This is a genomic window from Nonomuraea sp. NPDC049400 (assembly GCF_044466425.1).
GTDB lineage: Bacteria > Actinomycetota > Actinomycetes > Streptosporangiales > Streptosporangiaceae > Nonomuraea.
In genome coordinates this window covers 137,354-152,974 of sequence record NZ_JBITMP010000008.1, presented here as the reverse complement: position 1 = coordinate 152,974, position 15,621 = coordinate 137,354, and the positions used below count along the sequence as shown (strand labels likewise).

14 protein-coding genes and 2 pseudogenes are annotated in these 15,621 nt (G+C 70.9%); 7 read left to right on the top strand and 9 right to left on the bottom strand.

The genetic code is table 11. From position 1 onward, the window contains the following. The first annotated feature begins 108 nt into the window (after positions 1-108). Complete coding sequence (gene ctaD, locus ACIBVN_RS14370; protein WP_397136619.1) at positions 109-1,773, top strand: cytochrome c oxidase subunit I; 1,665 nt, start codon at positions 109-111, stop codon at positions 1,771-1,773. Positions 1,774-1,865: 92 nt separating this feature from the next. On the opposite strand, the gene ACIBVN_RS14365 is transcribed toward ctaD, so the two are convergent. The 3 genes from ACIBVN_RS14365 to ACIBVN_RS14355 all read right to left on the bottom strand — a co-directional run bounded on the left by ACIBVN_RS14365 (position 1,866) and on the right by ACIBVN_RS14355 (position 4,589). Continuing rightward, positions 1,866-2,798 carry an isocitrate lyase/phosphoenolpyruvate mutase family protein gene (locus tag ACIBVN_RS14365; protein WP_397136256.1) on the bottom strand — a complete coding sequence of 311 codons (933 nt, stop codon included), beginning with the start codon at positions 2,796-2,798 and terminating at the stop codon, positions 1,866-1,868. 61 nt (positions 2,799-2,859) lie between these two features. After that, entirely contained in the window at positions 2,860-3,489 is a 630-nt protein-coding gene (locus tag ACIBVN_RS14360) for a response regulator (RefSeq protein ID WP_397136254.1), read from the bottom strand. After that, entirely contained in the window at positions 3,486-4,589 is a 1,104-nt protein-coding gene (locus tag ACIBVN_RS14355) for a sensor histidine kinase (protein WP_397136252.1), read from the bottom strand. The genes ACIBVN_RS14360 and ACIBVN_RS14355 overlap by 4 nt, the downstream gene beginning before the upstream one ends. Positions 4,590-4,676: 87 nt before the next feature. Here ACIBVN_RS14355 and ACIBVN_RS14350 point away from each other — a divergent pair. After that, a pseudogene (locus ACIBVN_RS14350) lies at positions 4,677-5,315 on the top strand (ATP-binding cassette domain-containing protein); the annotation flags it as partial. A 62-nt stretch (positions 5,316-5,377) separates the two neighbouring features. Next, entirely contained in the window at positions 5,378-6,139 is a 762-nt protein-coding gene (locus ACIBVN_RS14345) for an ABC transporter permease (RefSeq protein WP_397136250.1), read from the top strand. Here ACIBVN_RS14345 and ACIBVN_RS14340 read toward each other — a convergent pair. Together ACIBVN_RS14340 and ACIBVN_RS14335 are read right to left on the bottom strand one after the other, a co-directional pair. Then, positions 6,110-7,126 carry a LacI family DNA-binding transcriptional regulator gene (locus ACIBVN_RS14340; RefSeq protein WP_397136248.1) on the bottom strand — a complete coding sequence of 339 codons (1,017 nt, stop codon included), beginning with the start codon at positions 7,124-7,126 and terminating at the stop codon, positions 6,110-6,112. The genes ACIBVN_RS14345 and ACIBVN_RS14340 overlap by 30 nt on opposite strands. Before the next feature lie 201 nt (positions 7,127-7,327). Then, positions 7,328-7,471: pseudogene (locus tag ACIBVN_RS14335) on the bottom strand (hypothetical protein); the annotation flags it as partial. Between the two features lie 206 nt (positions 7,472-7,677). On the opposite strand from ACIBVN_RS14335, the gene ACIBVN_RS14330 reads away from it, so the two are divergent. Further along, positions 7,678-8,457 carry a ThuA domain-containing protein gene (locus ACIBVN_RS14330; protein WP_397136246.1) on the top strand — a complete coding sequence of 260 codons (780 nt, stop codon included), beginning with the start codon at positions 7,678-7,680 and terminating at the stop codon, positions 8,455-8,457. After that, positions 8,454-9,575, top strand: a complete 1,122-nt coding sequence (locus ACIBVN_RS14325; RefSeq protein WP_397136244.1) for a Gfo/Idh/MocA family protein — start codon at positions 8,454-8,456, stop codon at positions 9,573-9,575. The genes ACIBVN_RS14330 and ACIBVN_RS14325 overlap by 4 nt, the downstream gene beginning before the upstream one ends. On the opposite strand, the gene ACIBVN_RS14320 is transcribed toward ACIBVN_RS14325, so the two are convergent. Next, positions 9,565-10,218 (bottom strand): TetR/AcrR family transcriptional regulator, encoded by a 654-nt coding sequence (locus ACIBVN_RS14320; protein ID WP_397136242.1) that lies wholly within the window; start codon positions 10,216-10,218, stop codon positions 9,565-9,567. The genes ACIBVN_RS14325 and ACIBVN_RS14320 overlap by 11 nt on opposite strands. A 22-nt stretch (positions 10,219-10,240) precedes the next feature. Here ACIBVN_RS14320 and ACIBVN_RS14315 point away from each other — a divergent pair, with 22 nt between their 5' ends. Both ACIBVN_RS14315 and ACIBVN_RS14310 read left to right on the top strand, forming a co-directional pair. Beyond that, positions 10,241-11,590, top strand: a complete 1,350-nt coding sequence (locus tag ACIBVN_RS14315; protein WP_397136240.1) for an MFS transporter — start codon at positions 10,241-10,243, stop codon at positions 11,588-11,590. Beyond that, positions 11,587-12,024, top strand: a complete 438-nt coding sequence (locus ACIBVN_RS14310) for a hemerythrin domain-containing protein (RefSeq protein ID WP_397136238.1) — start codon at positions 11,587-11,589, stop codon at positions 12,022-12,024. The genes ACIBVN_RS14315 and ACIBVN_RS14310 overlap by 4 nt, the downstream gene beginning before the upstream one ends. A gap of 20 nt (positions 12,025-12,044) precedes the next feature. Here ACIBVN_RS14310 and ACIBVN_RS14305 read toward each other — a convergent pair whose 3' ends face one another. The 3 genes from ACIBVN_RS14305 to ACIBVN_RS14295 form a co-directional block, all read right to left on the bottom strand. Further along, a complete protein-coding gene (locus ACIBVN_RS14305; protein ID WP_397136236.1) occupies positions 12,045-12,428 on the bottom strand; it encodes an ATP-binding protein in 384 nt (127 codons plus the stop codon). Between the two features lie 283 nt (positions 12,429-12,711). Continuing rightward, on the bottom strand, positions 12,712-13,782 hold the full coding sequence (locus ACIBVN_RS14300; RefSeq protein ID WP_397136234.1) for a TetR/AcrR family transcriptional regulator: 1,071 nt from the start codon (positions 13,780-13,782) through the stop codon (positions 12,712-12,714). Between the two features lie 32 nt (positions 13,783-13,814). Then, on the bottom strand, positions 13,815-15,596 hold the full coding sequence (locus ACIBVN_RS14295) for a hypothetical protein (RefSeq protein ID WP_397136232.1): 1,782 nt from the start codon (positions 15,594-15,596) through the stop codon (positions 13,815-13,817). Positions 15,597-15,621 lie beyond the last annotated feature (25 nt).

Here is a 15,621-nt window from a genome sequence, read left to right as displayed (position 1 = left end):
GGATCGGTTAGCCATACGGTGTAGCGGGAAGTCCGATTTTGTGCTCCCCCCGGCAGTCGTCGGGAGGAACGCGTCGTGACCAGGATCGAGGAGCCGCAGCCGGAGCCCATGACCTCCGTCCGGGTCAGCCGCCGGGCCAGGACCGGCCGGTTGATCGCTTCGTGGCTGTCCACCACCGACCACAAGGTGATCGGGTACCTCTATCTCTCGACCAGCTTCACGTTCTTCCTCCTGGCCGGGGTCATGGCGATGGTGATCCGCGCCGAGCTGGTCGCGCCGGGGCTGCAGTTCGTCACGGCAGAGCAGTTCAACCAGCTCTTCACCATCCACGGCACGGTCATGCTGCTCTTGTTCGCGACCCCGCTCTTCGCCGGGTTCGCCAACTTCATCATGCCCCTGCAGATCGGCGCCCCCGACGTCGCCTTCCCCCGGCTCAACATGGTGGGCTACTGGTTGTTCCTGTTCGGCGGGCTCATGGTGGTGGCCGGCTTCTGCACCCCTGGCGGAGCGGCGTCCTTCGGCTGGTTCGCCTACACCCCGCTGTCCACCATGGACTTCAGCCCCAGCGTCGGCGGCGACCTGTGGTTGATGGGGCTGGCGCTCAGCGGTCTTGGCACCATTCTCACCTCGGTCAACTTCGTCACCACCATCATCTGCATGCGGGCGCCCGGCATGACCATGTTCCGTATGCCGATCTTCACCTGGAACACCCTGCTGACCAGCATGATGGTGCTGATGGCGTTCCCGGTGCTGGCAGCGGCGCTGCTCGTGCTGGAGTCGGACCGCAAGCTCGGCACCCACGTCTTCGACGCGGCCAGCGGCGGCGCGATGTTGTGGCAGCACCTGTTCTGGTTCTTCGGCCACCCCGAGGTGTACATCATCGCGCTGCCGTTCTTCGGCATCGTCACCGAGGTGATCCCGGTGTTCAGCCGCAAGCCACTCTTCGGCTACATCGGCATGGTCGGCGCCACCATCGCCATCGCCGGGCTGTCGATGACCGTGTGGGCCCACCACATGTTCGTCACCGGACAGGTGCTGCTGCCGTTCTTCTCGTTCATGACATTCCTCATCGCCGTCCCGACCGGGGTGAAGTTCTTCAACTGGACGGGCACCATGTGGCGCGGCCATCTGTCCTTCGAGTCGCCGATGCTCTTCTCGGTCGGCTTCCTCGTGACGTTCCTGATCGGCGGGCTCACCGGCGTCATCCTCGCCTCACCGCCCCTGGACTTCCACATCAGCGACACCTATTTCGTGGTGGCCCACTTCCACTACGTGGTCTTCGGCACCGTGGTCTTCGCGATGTTCGCCGGCTTCTACTTCTGGTGGCCCAAGTTCACCGGCAAGATGCTCGACGACAGGCTGGGCAAGCTGCACTTCTGGCTGCTGTTCGTCGGGTTCCACACGACGTTCCTCATCCAGCACTGGCTCGGCGTGCTGGGCTTCCCGCGCCGGTACGCCGACTACGGCGTGAACGACGGGTTCACGACGCTCAACGAGATCTCCTCGGTCGGCGGGTTCCTGCTCGGTGGCTCGACACTGGTGTTCCTCTACAACGTCTGGCGGACGTACCGCCGTGCGCCCAAGGTGACCGTGGACGACCCATGGGGCTTCGGAAACTCTCTGGAGTGGGCCACCTCGTGTCCGCCGCCGCGGCACAACTTCACCTCGTTGCCCCGCATCCGCTCCGAACGCCCGGCCTTCGACCTGCACGTCCCGCACGTCGGCAGGGCACAACTGCCCGGTGAGCCGCAGGCGGAAAGCCCGCCGCCCTAGATTGCCGAGCGCCGGCACACGCCGGCGCCCACGCCGTCCTCCGACGGAGGTCTACGGGAGCGCCGGTGCCCGCGCAGTCCTCGGACGGAGGGCTACGGGAAGACGGCGTTGAGTGCGCCGTAGTCGAGGCCGTTCGCGAGGGCCGTGTACGTGCCGCCGCCGAGCAGCTCGGAGGCCGCTCGCGCGGCGTACCCGTAGGCGGACTGGGCGATCGCGGAGCCGACGCTGACTCGGGCGACGCCCGCCGCCGCCAGCTCGCCCACCTGCGGCGCGCCGGGCCCGGCCATCACGTTCAACGGCAGCGGCCCGCCGGCCAGGCGGGTGATGGCGTCCAGGTCCAGCAGGCCCGGCACGAACAGCCCGTCGGCGCCGGCGTCGGCGTAGACCCGCGCCCGCGCCTCGACGTCGGCGAGCCGGTCCCCGGGCGCGCCGACCCCGAACAGGTAGACGTCGGTACGGGCGTTGACGAACAGGTCCACCCCGGCGGCCTCCGCCGCCGCCCGCGCCGCCGCGATGCGCCGGGCCTGATCCTCGGGCGACAGCAAGGGCGCGCCGTCGGGGCCGGGGGAGTCCTCGAGGTTGACGCCCACCGCGCCGGCCTCGATCACCGCGCGAACGGTGGCCGCGACGTCGTCGGGGCCGGGGCCGTACCCGCCCTCGATGTCGGCGGTGACCGGCACGGTCACGGCCGACACGATGCGGGCGACGGCCGCGACCATCTGCTGCCTGCTGAGCCCGTGGGCGTCGGGTGCTCCGTTCGCCCAGGAGACGCCGGCGCTCGTCGTCGCGATCGCCTGCGCGCCCGCGGCTTCGATCAAGGCGGCGGAGGCGGCGTCCCAGGCGTTGGGGAGCACGAGCACCGTGCCCCGGTGCAGGGCCCTGAAGCGGGCCGCTTGCGTGATCGTGGTTGGCGTCATGCCGAGATCTCCTTTCGAGGCACGGTGCACGGGTTGCTGGAGGCTGACCAGGAGTTCGTGGTCGATCTCCACGATCAGCTCGGAGAAGCGTCCGGCGATGAGCTCCAAGGATCTTCTGCGGCGCCCTCGCGCGTCCGGCCAGATCCGGACATGTCGCTTGGACAGGCGGTCAGACGAGGTGAGCCTCGTAAGCGGCGATGACCAGATGGACGCGGGTACGGGCGCCCAGCTTGGTCAGCAGGCTGCTGACATGTGTCTTCACCGTGCTGAGACTGACGTACAGTCTCCGGGCGATCTCCGCGTTGGGCAGGCCCTGGGCCACCAGGACGAGGACCTCGCGCTCCCGTTCGGTGATGTCCAGGCCGCGCGGCGGTGGCGCCGGGCTCACGAACCGCTGGATCAGCCGCCGGGTGACAGTCGGCGCCAGCAGGGACTCGCCTGACGCGATGACTTCGACGCTTCTGATCAGGTCGGCGGGCGGAGTGTCCTTGAGCAGGAAGCCGGCGGCACCCGCCTGGAGCGCTCCGTAGACGTACTCGTCCAGGTCGAACGTGGTCACGATGAGCACGCGCGTCTGCGGCCGCTCGGCGCAGATCCGGCGCGTGGCCTCGATGCCATCCATCTCAGGCATGCGTACGTCCATGAGCACCAGGTCGGGACGGTCGCGAGCCGCGGCCGTCACCGCCTGCGCGCCCGTCGCGGCCTCGCCGATCGCGTGGAACCCCGGCGCGCTGTCGATCAACCGGCGGAAGCTGGCCCTGATGAGCGCCTGGTCGTCGGCCACCAGCACCTTGATCACAGCGGCAGCCTCGCCATGACGCGAAAGCCGCGCAGGGGGCGCGCGCCTGCCTGGAACTCGCCGCCGAAGATGTGCACGCGCTCGCGCAGCCCCGTCAGACCGTGTCCGTACGGTCGCGCCCGGCCACGCGTGCCGTCATCGGTGACCTCGACGACCAGGGCGTCCTCCTGCCGTTCGATCCGGACCAGGACGTGGCGGGCTCCGGCGTGTTTGAGCACGTTGGTCAGCGCCTCCTGCACGATCCGGTAGACGGTCAGCTCCATCTCCCCCTCCACTTCGCCGTCGATCCTCAGCTCCACCTCCAGGCCCGCCGTCCTGGTCCGTTCGACGAGCTCACCGAGATCGGCCAGTCCGGGGGCGGGGGCGAGCTCCGCCTCGCCGTCCTCGCGCAGCACGCCGAGCAGCCTCCTGGTCTCGCGCAGTGCCGACCTGCTGGTCTCCTCGATCGAGGTCAGCGTGCGGCTCATCTCCTCCGCCCCGCCGACGTGGCCCGCCACCCCGGCCTGCACGGCGATCGTGCTGAGACTGTGCCCGATGACGTCGTGCAACTCCCTCGCGATCCGCAACCGCTCCGCCACGGCCTCCGCCCGTGCCCGCTCTTCCGCCTGCGCCGCGAGCTGTTCGGTGTAGCGTCTGCGCTGGCGTACGGCCGTGCCGGCGGCCCAGGAGGCGACCAGGATCGCCAGCACCAGCCCGAGCTGATCGCGTACGTTGCCCGTCAACGGCAGCGCCACCACGCCCTGCACGGCGGCGGCGGCCGCCACGAGCAGCGGGCCGACGGCTCTGCCGCGCGTCGCCAGCGTGTACAGCGCCAGGGGCAGGCAGAGCGGGTCGGCGTGCGGGATGAGGAACTCGCGCATGCCGAGCCCGCCGAGCAGGACGACCACGAAAACCGTGCGCGGCCACAACCGCCTGACCGCTATGGGCAGGCTGGTGGCGAGGGCCGCCGCATAGTCGATCAGGTCGGGCGCCGACGTGTTCCTCGATGAGGCGAGTCCGATGAAGGCGGCCGCGAAGAAGAGGGCGACTCCGGCGTCGATCGTCACCCAGGTCCAGGCCGGTACCCGGCTCAGCAGGGGAAGACGGATCTGTTGGCGCACGGCACGAACCTAACCGCGCCGCCCGGCCGCGCGCATCGGTCTCAAGACCGATGCGCCGCCGGACGGCTCCGGCGGATCGTTGAGGACATGATCGAAGTCAGCGGACTCACCAAACGTTTCAGACAGACACCGGCCGTGGACGACCTCACCTTCACGGTGTCGCCCGGCCGGATCACCGGCTTTCTCGGCCCGAACGGCGCCGGCAAGACCACGACCATGCGGTTGATCCTCGGACTCGACCGGCCCACCGCCGGACGCGCCACGGTGAACGGCATGTCCTATCAGCACCTCGAAAGGCCGCTCACCCAGGTCGGCGCGCTGCTGGACGCGACCGCGGTGCAGGGCGGACGCCGCGCGGAGCAGCACCTGTGGTGGCTGGCGCGCTCCAACGGGATCTCCCGGCAACGCATCGGCGGGCTGCTCGAACTCGTCGGGCTCGGCGACGCCGGGCACAAGCGCGTCGGCGGCTTCTCGCTGGGCATGAAGCAGCGGCTCGGGCTGGCCGCGGCGCTGCTCGGCGATCCGGAGGTGCTCCTGCTCGACGAGCCGATCAACGGGCTCGATCCCGAAGGCATCCGCTGGATGCGCGAGCTGCTCAAGTCGCTCGCCGCCGAGGGCCGGACCATCCTCGTGTCCAGCCATCTGATGAGCGAGATGGCGGTCACGGCCGACCACCTGATCGTCGTCGGCCGGGGCAGGCTGCTCGCCGACGCCGAGATCACGGAGTTCGTACGGCCCGGCGCGTCGCTGGAGGACGTGTTCATGGAGGTCGTCGGGAAGTGTGCGCCGTGAACACGATCGCCGCCGAGTGGATCAAGTTGCGCACGCTGCGTTCGACCTGGTGGGCGCTGGGCGTCGGCGTCCTGTTGTCGCTCGCGCTCACCGCGCTCGGCGCCGCCACCGTCATCTCGCGCTGGGACCCGGGCCGCACGCCCGACCAGGCAGCCATGGGCATCATCGTGGCCGTCTACGTGGGAGTGATCCTGGGCCAGCTGCCGCTCGGCATGCTGGGCACGATGACGATCACCGGCGAGTACGCGTCCGGCATGATCGACACGACCCTGGTGGCCATGCCATCCAGAGGGCGGGTGCTGGTGGCCAAGGCGGCGGTGCTGGGCGGGGCCGCGATCGCCGCCTCGCTGCTCATCGCGGTTCCCGGCTATCTCTTCGGGCGGCTCGTGGCCGCGGGGTTCCACCCCTCACCGCTGCCCGCCGAAGCCTGGAAGGTGATCGGCGGTGGCACGCTCATGATCGCGGCGACCACCCTGCTCGGACTGGCGCTCGGCGCAATCCTGCGCAACGGGGCCGTGGCGACCGCGGCGCTGGTGGCGATCGTTCTCCTGCTGCCGTTCGTCGCCAACATGCTGCCCTGGGGCGAGGAGGTCAACAGGTTCCTGCCGACGTGGCCGGCGCTCCAGCTGATCGAGCAGTTGCCCGACATCATGCCTACCTGGGCGGCGTTCACCGTGCTCGCCGGGTGGGCGGTGGTCCCGCTGCTGATCGGGATGATCGTGCAACGGCTACTGGCGAGCCGGGGCGGGGCCGACTGACTGGCCCGGCACCAGGGTGCAGGGGATGAGGGTGTGCGGCGGGGCGTCCTGGACCCCTTCGAGCTGGTCGATCAGAGCGTTCACGCCGAGGTGTCCCAGCTGGGAGGCGGGTGCCGCCATGACGGTGAGGGACGGCTCGATCATCTCGCCGAACTCGGCGCTGGTCGCCGCGGAGATGACCGAAAGGTCGTCCGGTACGGCGCGGCCGAGCGCTCGTGCCCCCTTGACCAGCCCCGCCGAAGCGCGCTCGTTCACCAGGATGACGGCCGTCACCTCCGGGAAGTCCTCGCTGAGCCGGCGGGCCGCCTCCCGCCCTCCGGCCGACGTGCCCTCCACGGCGATGACGGCGGACGGCTCGCCGAGGGCCGCCATCGCGTCGCGGTACGCGGATTTCACCCGCATGATCCAGCCGGGCTCGTTCTCGGACGGGGCCTTCATACGCAGGGTGACGAGCGCCATGCGCCGGTGGCCGAACGACCGGAGATGCTCGACCGCCTGGTCGATCGTGGTGGCGAAGTCCATGTCGACGAACGGCAGGTCCTCGTTCTCGGTCCGTCCGATCAGCGCGAAGGGAAGCCGGGAGGCGATGAGCCGGTCGACGCGGGGGTCGCGGAACTGGACCTCCATGAGCAGCGCGCCGTCGACGAGGCCGCCGGCGAGCAGGTGCGACATCTGCTCGTCGTCGTTCACGGGCCACAGCACGAGGTCGTAGCCGCGCGCGCGAGCGCCCTGGGCGGCGCTCATGACGAACTGGTTGCCTGTGGCGTTCGGCCAGGCCTCGCGGCAGGGGTGCAACAGCGCGAGGATGCGCGTGCGCGAGCTGGCCAGGGCGCGGGCGACGACGTTTCGCCGGTAGTCCAGCTCCTCGATGGCCGCCTCGATGCGGGCCCGGGTCTCCGGCGCGACCCGCTTGGTGCCGTTGATGACGAAGGAGACCGTGGCGATGGAGACATTGGCTCGCTCCGCGACGTCGCGCATCGTGACCATGGATGCTGCCTCCCGGCTCGTGAGGACGCGCGAAGAGCAGGGTAACCCTATCGCGGCTTCTTCGGTAAATCGCTTAACCAGTTATTGACATCACACGACGACAGGCGCAACATACTTCACAAGCGAGCGTGGTTAAGCGCTTTACCACCTGTCCATGTCTCGAGGGCGATGCGTCCCGCATCTCCTGGCTCTCTCCGTGACTCATCCGCCAGTGGCCGCTGAAGGGAGGCCGGTAGCGTGTGGCTGGTTGACAGCAGCCCAGCCCGCGACGCCGCGTTGGGCGATGTTGCGGGCCGCGATGTGGTCGGCGTGCCCAGCGAGGCCGCACCAGGTGCAGGCGAAGTGGCCCCGTGCCGGCCGATTCGCCCTGCTGGTCCATCCGCATTCCGGGCAGGCCTGGCTGGTTTAGGCGGGATCGACCAGGGTGAAGGCGATCCCGCGACCGGTGCGCTCGGCTTCGCGCACCACGTACTTGCTGATTCATTTTCCATGCTGTTTCGAATCCCGGGCCGGCGCCGTCAGCGGCGCGATCAAGTGAGAAAGGAACGTGCGTGAAAATAAACGTCACGGTATGGGGCGAGAACCGCCACGAGCAGGTCGAACCCCGTGTGGCCGAGATCTACCCCGACGGCATGCACAACGCCATCCGCCGGGGCATCGAGGGCTGGCTGGGTGAGAAGGCGGCCGTCGCCACGGCCACGCTCGACGATCCCGAGCACGGCCTGACCGAGGAGGTGCTCGCGAACACCGACGTGCTCACCTGGTGGGGTCACGCCGCTCACGCGGAGGTGGCCGATGAGGTGGTCGAGCGGGTGCACCGGCATGTCCTGTCGGGAATGGGGCTGATCGTGCTGCACTCCGGCCACTGGTCGAAGATCTTCACCAAGCTCATGGGCACCACGTGCACGCTGCGCTGGCGCAGCGAGAACGACCGCGAGCTGGTCTGGACGGTGAACCCGACCCATCCCATCGCCCGCGGCATCCCGCACCCCATCGAGATCCCCGTCCAGGAGATGTACGGCGAGCAGTTCGACATCCCGGTGCCCGACGAGCTCGTCTTCATCAGCTCCTTCACCGGCGGCGAGGTCTTCCGCAGCGGATGCACCTTCCGGCGCGGCAACGGCAAGATCTTCTACTTCAGTCCGGGCGACCAGGACTATCCGGTGTACCATCACCCGGACGTCCTGCACGTCATCGCCAACGGCGTCGAGTGGGCGGCCGGCGACCGGTCACGGCGCGAGCTGCCGACCCTGCTCCGCTACGACGCGGGCGACTTCTTCAGCGGGCACGGTTACCGCGGCGCGATGCACAACAAGGAGCACGCCGAGTGAGCCCTTTCGCCCGTGCCGCCGACCCGGCACGCCCGCTCCGTGTCGTGCAGGTGGGGGCGGGCGCGATGGGCCGCGCCTGGATAGGAACCCTGACCGCCTCCGACGACGTCGAGCTGGTCGGGGTGGTCGACCTCGACACGGACCTGGCGCGGGCGGCCGTACGAGCCGTCGGCGGCGAGGCCGAGGTGGGCGCCTCGCTCAGCGAGCTCCTCGCGTCCACCGCGCCGGACGCCGTCGTGAACGTCACCGTTCCGGCGGCGCACGGCGCGGTCAACGCCGAGGCGTTGTTCGCCGGGCTGCCGGTCCTGTGCGAGAAACCGGCGGCGCCGACCCTCGCGGAGGCGCTCGTCCAGGCCGCGGCCGCCGAGGCGTCCGGACAGCTGCTGATGATCAGCCAGTCGCGCCGGTACTTCGCCGCCCTCGCGGAGTTCCGTCACCGGATCGCCGAGCTCGGCACGGCGGGGCTGCTCACCACCGGCTTCTTCCGCGGCCCGCGGTTCGGCGGCTTCCGTGACGAGATGGAGCAGCCGCTGCTGGTCGACATGGCCATCCACGCCTTCGACGCCGCCCGATACCTGCTCGGCGCGGAGCCGGTCTCGGTCGTCTGCGAGAGCTGGAACCCGGCCTGGAGCTGGTACCGGGGCGACGCGGCGGCGACGGCGAACTTCCTCTTCGACGACGGCGCCCGCTACGTGTTCACCGGCAGCTGGTGCGCGGACGGTCTGGAGACGTCCTGGAACGGCGAGTGGCGGGCCTCCGGCTCCGCGGGCACGGCCACCTGGGACGGCGAGGACCGCGTCGCCTCCAGTGTCAGCGGCGCGGCCAGCGTGCCGCCGGGGGACAACGAGCAGATCGCCGGGGCGCTCGTGGAATTCGTCGCGGCGCTGCGCACGGGCGTGGAGCCGTCCGGAGCGATCGCCCGCAACATCCGCAGCCTCGCCATGGTCGCGGCGGCGGTCCGCTCCGCCGAGTCGGGCGGGCGCGTGGAGATCGACGCGCTGCTGGACGAGGCCTACCGCGACGCGCTGTCCCGTCCCGTGCCCGAGGAGATCCGTACGAGGCTCGAGTCGTGGGGAACGCCGGCGGCAGCGCTCGCGGGCGACATCGTCACGAGCTAGCCGACATCGGCAGCAGGCCCTGCACGATCGCCCGCACCCCCTTCTCGTAGGTGTCGCGGGCGGTCAGCTCCTCCCAGCGTTCGCCCAGCGCGGCCAGGCGGGGTAGCTCGGCCGCGTCGAGGTTCGCGAACAGCCGGCTGCGATAGGTCGGCTTGCCGCCCTCGCGCCGGCGTCCGGCGGCCGCCCGCGCGCTGATCTCACCCGCGGTGTAGTGCCAGATGATCCGGTACAGGTCCACGGCCGTCTCCGGGGTGAGCCCGGCGCGTACGGCCGCATCGATGATCGTTTCCGGGTACCACAGCGCGTGGACGGACACCAGGTCGTCGGCTCTGAGCACTTCGACGGTCCACGGCACGCCGATCAACGCCTGCCGCATGGCGACGGCGGCGACCACGATGCGCTCGCCCTCGCCGTCGGGCAGCTCCGGCCTGGGCATGCCGCTCGCGTAGTCGTCGAGGAGCAGCTGGAGCAGCTCGTCCTTGTCCTGGACGTGGTGGTAAAGAGCCATCGGCGTGGTGCCGACCTCGCGGGCCAGCCTGCGCATGGTCAGGCCCGATACGCCCTCCTCGTCGATGATGCGGTGGGCCGCGGACACGATGTCCGCTCTGGAGATCTTGGGGGGCCGCCCCGTGCGCGCCGACATCCTGCCATGCTACTTTCTATACATGTATAAAAAGTCGCCTTGGGCGGCCGTCGGCGTACTCGCGTTCGCCGTGGCCGTGGGGACCCTGCAGATGACCGCGGTGGTGCCCCTGCTTCCCGTGCTGCAACGCCAGCTCCAGGTGCCGCTCACCTCCGTTTCCTGGACCGTGACCGCCGCGCTGCTGTCCGGCGCGGTCTCCATCCCGCTGCTGTCGCGCCTCGGTGACCTGTACGGCAGGCGGCGCGTGGCCATGGCCACCCTCGGCCTGCTGATCGCCGGGGCGCTGCTGAGCGCCGTGGCCACCACGCTTGCCCTGGTCATCGCCGGTCGGGTGCTGCAGGGCGTGGCCGCGCCCCTGCTGCCGCTGTCCATGGGCATGGCCAGGCAGCAGGTGGCACGCGACCGGCTCCCGACGGCCATCGGCGTGCTGAGCGCCATGATGGGGGTCGGCAGCGGCGCGGGCATGATCCTTGCGGGCCTGGTCGGCGGCACGTACCAGGCGCTGTTCTGGATCCTGGCCGGGCTCGGCGTGGTCGCTTTCGTGCTGGTCGCCCTCTTCGTCCCCGAACCTGCCCGGCCCGCGCCCGACGGGCGTCCCGATCTCGCGGGCGCCGCGCTGGTGGCCGCCTGGCTGGTCTGCCTGCTGCTGGCCATCACCAAGGGCGCGGCCTGGGGCTGGACCTCCCCGCCCACCTTGGGACTGCTCGCGGCGGGCGTCGCGGTGTTCGTCATCTGGGTCGCGACGGCCCGGCGTACCGCGTCGCCGCTGATCGAGATCCCCATGCTGACGCACCGCGGGACGGTGGGCGCGACGGTGGCGTCGCTGCTGCTCGGGTTCGCGCTGTTCGGCGTCATCACCACGCTGTCGTCCGTGGCGCAGACGGCGCTGGGCGCCTCTGTGCTCCAGGTCGGCCTGTACCTGCTGCCGACGGCGTTGCTGATGCTGACGGTCTCGCTGTTCGCGGGCCGTCTGATGCGCCGCTTCTCGGCCTCGTCGCTGGTCGGCAGCGGATCCTCGCTGGTGGCCGTGGCCGCCCTGTGGCTGAGCCTGGCGCACCACCGCTCGTCCGACCTGTACGGGGCGGCGCTCGTCCTGGGCGTGGGCATCGGCCTCGGCTACGCGGCGCTCGGCACGATGGCCGTCGAACACGTCGAACCCGCCAGGACGGCGGCGGCCGGAGGCGTGAACGCCCTGGTCAGGCTTGTCGGAAGCAGTCTGGCGGGAGCGGTGACCGCGGCCATGATGTCCGGCTCGGGTGCGGGATGGAGCTTCGGCGCCGCGGCGCTCGCGGCCCTCGTCTCAGCGATTTTCGGCTACGCGCATGGCGTTCTGGGTCGGGTTCCCGGCCTGGTGAAGGAGGAACCGGCATGACCCACGACGACGACACGACCGGCCGGCGGCTGATCGCATGGGGTGACGAGCTGGTGAAGCTGCACGACGGGTTCCGCCGCGATCTCGTGGAACTGCGGCGTACGTCCAGCTGGAGCCCGAGCATCCGGGAGCACTGCCTGACCTTCTGCGAAGCCCTGCACGCCCACCACTCCGGCGAGGACGGCGTGCTCTTCCCACATCTGGACGGCCTGCATCCCGAACTGGCCGCGGTGCTGACCCGGCTGCGCAGCGAACACCAGGTGGTCGGGCGCATCCTGGCGCAGATCCGGACCCTCCTGGACGCGGGCGGCGGCGTCGAACTCGCGACCGAGCTCGACCGGCTCGGAGCGGAGCTGGAGGCACACCTGGATTACGAGGAGGAGCAGCTCGTGCCCCTGCTCAACGAGATGATCGACGTGCCGGAGAACCTCTAGGTCTTCGGGCCGCGCGGTCGTCAGCTTGCCTCGAACCACACGGCCTTGCCTGTGTGGGTGAGATCGACACCCCAGCGCTTGGACAGCAGATGGACCATGCAGAGCCCGCGCCCGCCCTCGTCGCCGGGGCCGGATCGCCGGGTGCACGGGAGCCGGGGGTCCTCGTCCCAGACCTCGCAGCGAAGGGTGTCGCCGCGCGCCGACAGGGTGAGGACCGGGTCCCCACGGGCGTGCTCCACGGCATTGGTGGGCAGCTCGGTGGCGAGCAACTGCATGACGTCCATGATCTCGCTGCGCCGATGGATGCCCCATTCGGCCAGTTTGTTGCTGACCAGGTGACGTCCCGCGGGTATCGACGCCGCATCCTGTGGCAGCTCCCATGAAGCTCGGCGGTCCTGGAGCACCGATCTCGCCCTGCGCACGAGCTCGCGAAAGCACCGCGTGCGCGGATGGCCCTCGTCTCGGCTGGTACGGCGCGGCGATGTCGCTTCGCGCAGCGAGCGTGGTCCGGAACAGCACAAGACGGCATGGAGCATCATCGGCAGACGGTGGATGTCGGCGGTCATCGCGCCACTTCCTCGGCAGAAAGACTTGCTGTACTGCCCTACGATTCCCGCCGCCGACGGCCGCCGTCTGCACCACCAGCACCCATCTTCGACCCCGGGAAACGGCACTTCAGGGTGCTGGCTAGCGGGAAAGTGGGCCGGCGGTCGCGGCCGCGTGGGCGGCGCCCCGCCCGGTGGCCCGGGCGACGATCTTGCCGGCCTGCACGCGTACCGCGGCCTCGGTGGCGTCGTCGACGTCCGGGACTCCGACGGCCGAGGCGATGGTGGCGTGGTCGTCGAGGACGACGCGCAGGAAGGGCAAGGCGTCCGGCGCGAACACCCGTCGCAGGCAACCGGTGAGGTCGCCGACCCTGAGCAGGACGAGACGTCCGAGCTCGGCGGGATCGCCGGTCACCACGGCCACGGTGACGCGGTCGCCCGGGTGGGCGGCGCGGACGGCTTCCTCGGCCGCCTCCAGCCGGCCGGCGCCGAGGACCGCGATCACGCCGTCGGCGTCGAATCCGGCCTGGTGGCCGCTGATCTGGTCCGGCAGCTCCGCCGGCGGCTCCCAGGCGTCCCGGACAGCTCGCGCGGGGGCGATGTAGGGCAGGTGCGGCGGGTCCCATGTGTCGGCGAGGTCGAGGCCGGCCAGGTGCCGGCAGGCCTGTGTCACGTCGAAGGGGTCGCCGAAACCGGGCGCCGCGTCGGCCAGGTGGCCGGCTCCGGTCAACAGCGTGAGGACCAATTCGGCCAGCCGCACCCGCCGCGTGTGGCGTGGTACGCGTGACTCCAGCGCGAGGGCGAGCAGCAGCGCCTCCAGCCTGGTGATCTGGGCCAGCGCGGTGCGGCCTGGCTCGTCGTCGAACACCCCGGCCAGCGAGCGCAACTGCAGCTTCCCGCCGGCGGGCGTGTCCCCGGTCAACGGCAGCCGTTCGAGCCAGACGCGAGCGAACGAGCTCAATGCCGCCGCCAGGGAGGACGACGACGCCTCTTTCGCGCCGGGATGTTCGGCCGAGTCGATGAGGACCGCGAGGTAGAGCGCGCGCTTGCTCGGGAAGTTCGAGTACACCGCGCCACGGGTCAGCTCGGCCCGCTCCGCGATCCGGTCGACCTTGGCGTCGGCGTATCCGCGCTCGGCGAACTCCGCCCTTGCCGCGGCCAGCACGGCCGCTCGGGTGCGTTCCTGCTGCTGCGCCCGGGTCAGCCTGACCACTGCGGCCCCCTCGCCTCACTCGGATGTTCCCATCATCTGAACGATACAGTCGACCTCGCCGCCAGGTCGTCCTCCACCGTGGCGAAGATCTCCGTGAGGCCGGTGACGACCTCGGCGTGCAGCCAGTCCAGCGACGGTTTCCTGGGCAGATCGCGCGCCCGGGCCAGGTCCTTCGCGGCGGTCCCGGCATCCCGGGCCGCCGCGCCGGAGACGAGGGCCGCCCACCTGGCCAGGGCATCGGGCGGCGGGTTCGGCGGCAGCCGGGCGAGCTCCCTGCGGGCCGCGTCCAGCTGGGAGAGCCGGCAGGCGAGGACCCAGGCCGCGCCGGTTCTGGCCAGCCGCTCACCCGCGCACGCCGGGGAGGGCTGCTTGCCCAGGGCGCGGTAGCGGCGGGCGGCGTCGCGCCACTCGTCGAGCGCCTGCGGCCACTGGGAGGCGTGGCCGAGGACGATCGCGCGCGTGAGGGCGACGTCGGCACGGGCGTGATCCTGGTCGCGGCGCAGCTCGTCGAGCCGGTCCTCGCGGAGCCGGGGCGCGACCTCGGCGTCGATCAGGTCGAGTGCCTGGCTCGCCGCCTGTGTCCAGCGCAGCGCGTCGAGACCGCTCAGCGGCCGGCGCGAACTTCGGTCGAAGCCGGAGGATGCCTGCCCGGGCGCGATGTGCCCGCGCGCGCCGAGGACGGCCATGCCGAGGAAGATCCGCACGGGCGCGTAGTCGAAGCGGCTCGTGCGCCGCAGGAACCCGTCGTGGAGCCAGCAACCGAGCTGCCAGAGCCTGCTGTTCTGCGGCCAGAAGATCGTGTGGGCGTAGAAGCGCGCGTCGAGCGTCGCCAGCAACCGATCCTCCCCGACGATTGGCCGCAACAGGACGAGCAGCGTCTCCGCGCCGAGCAGCATCCCGGTCGTGACCAGCGCGTCGGGCCGCGGATGGAACACCACGATCGTCCAGTACGGCACAAGGCCGAGGCCACTCATCGCCCGCAGCGCGAACGTCGGCAGCCGCCAGAGGCCGGCGGAGCCGAAGCGGCCCGACCAGGCGAGCACCGAGACGCCGGACAGGAACAGCCCGCCCGCCACGCCCCCCGGCCACTGCGCGGCCAGCCACGCCCCCGGCGGCCCGCCGGCGAGCAGCGCCACAAGGGCGACCGAGCCCGCCAGCCAGGCCAGGCCCATCCGCCGGATCCAGCGATGGCGCCCGCTGGAGGCCGAGAACGCCGCGCCGAGCTGGAAGGCCACCATGACCGCGCAGGCCGTACGGAGGGGAAGATCCGGCCCGCCGGCGGTCAGGGCGAGCGCGACGAGCGGGGACACCACGGCGCCGATGCCCGCCGCGATCCATAAGCGGTCCGCGACAACCGGCGGGGTCACCACCGCGCCCCAGCGTTTGATCGTGCGCGTCATGGTGGTGTACGACCGCCACATCATCGGCTGGGCGTGCCCCAGCCTGAAGAGCGCACCCGCAGTGATCGGCAGCGCCCACGCCAGCAGCAGATCCTGGCTGGGCACGAGGAAGGCATAGCCCAGGGCCGCGCCCAGCCCGGCCTGGGACAGGCCGATCGCACCGAGGAGCAGCGCGCAGGGGACGAGCAGGCGCGGATCGAGCTCGCGCAGCGGCCCGGCGATGAGAACCGCGGCGCCGGTCCACACGGCAGCCGGAAGAGCCAGCACGGCCAGCGGACTGGCCGGGGTGACGATGGTGTCCAGCATGAGGACACGCGGGTCTTTCCTGCGGGCCCGCACCCGCCGCTGGGCCAGCAGGCACCAGCCGCACACGACCGCCAGCGTGACACCCGTCAGCTGCATGATGGTGGGCACAAGACAAATGTCCCCGTTCCAGCCG

Coding starts and splice junctions, on each gene's coding strand:
- ctaD (WP_397136619.1), top strand. CDS start 109: ATGACCTCCGTCCGGGTCAGCCGCCGGGCCAGGACCGGCCGGTTGATC.
- ACIBVN_RS14340 (WP_397136248.1), bottom strand. CDS start 7,126: ATGGTCACGATGCGCGACGTCGCGGAGCGAGCCAATGTCTCCATCGCC.
- ACIBVN_RS14320 (WP_397136242.1), bottom strand. CDS start 10,218: ATGTCGGCGCGCACGGGGCGGCCCCCCAAGATCTCCAGAGCGGACATC.
- ACIBVN_RS14315 (WP_397136240.1), top strand. CDS start 10,241: ATGTATAAAAAGTCGCCTTGGGCGGCCGTCGGCGTACTCGCGTTCGCC.
- ACIBVN_RS14310 (WP_397136238.1), top strand. CDS start 11,587: ATGACCCACGACGACGACACGACCGGCCGGCGGCTGATCGCATGGGGT.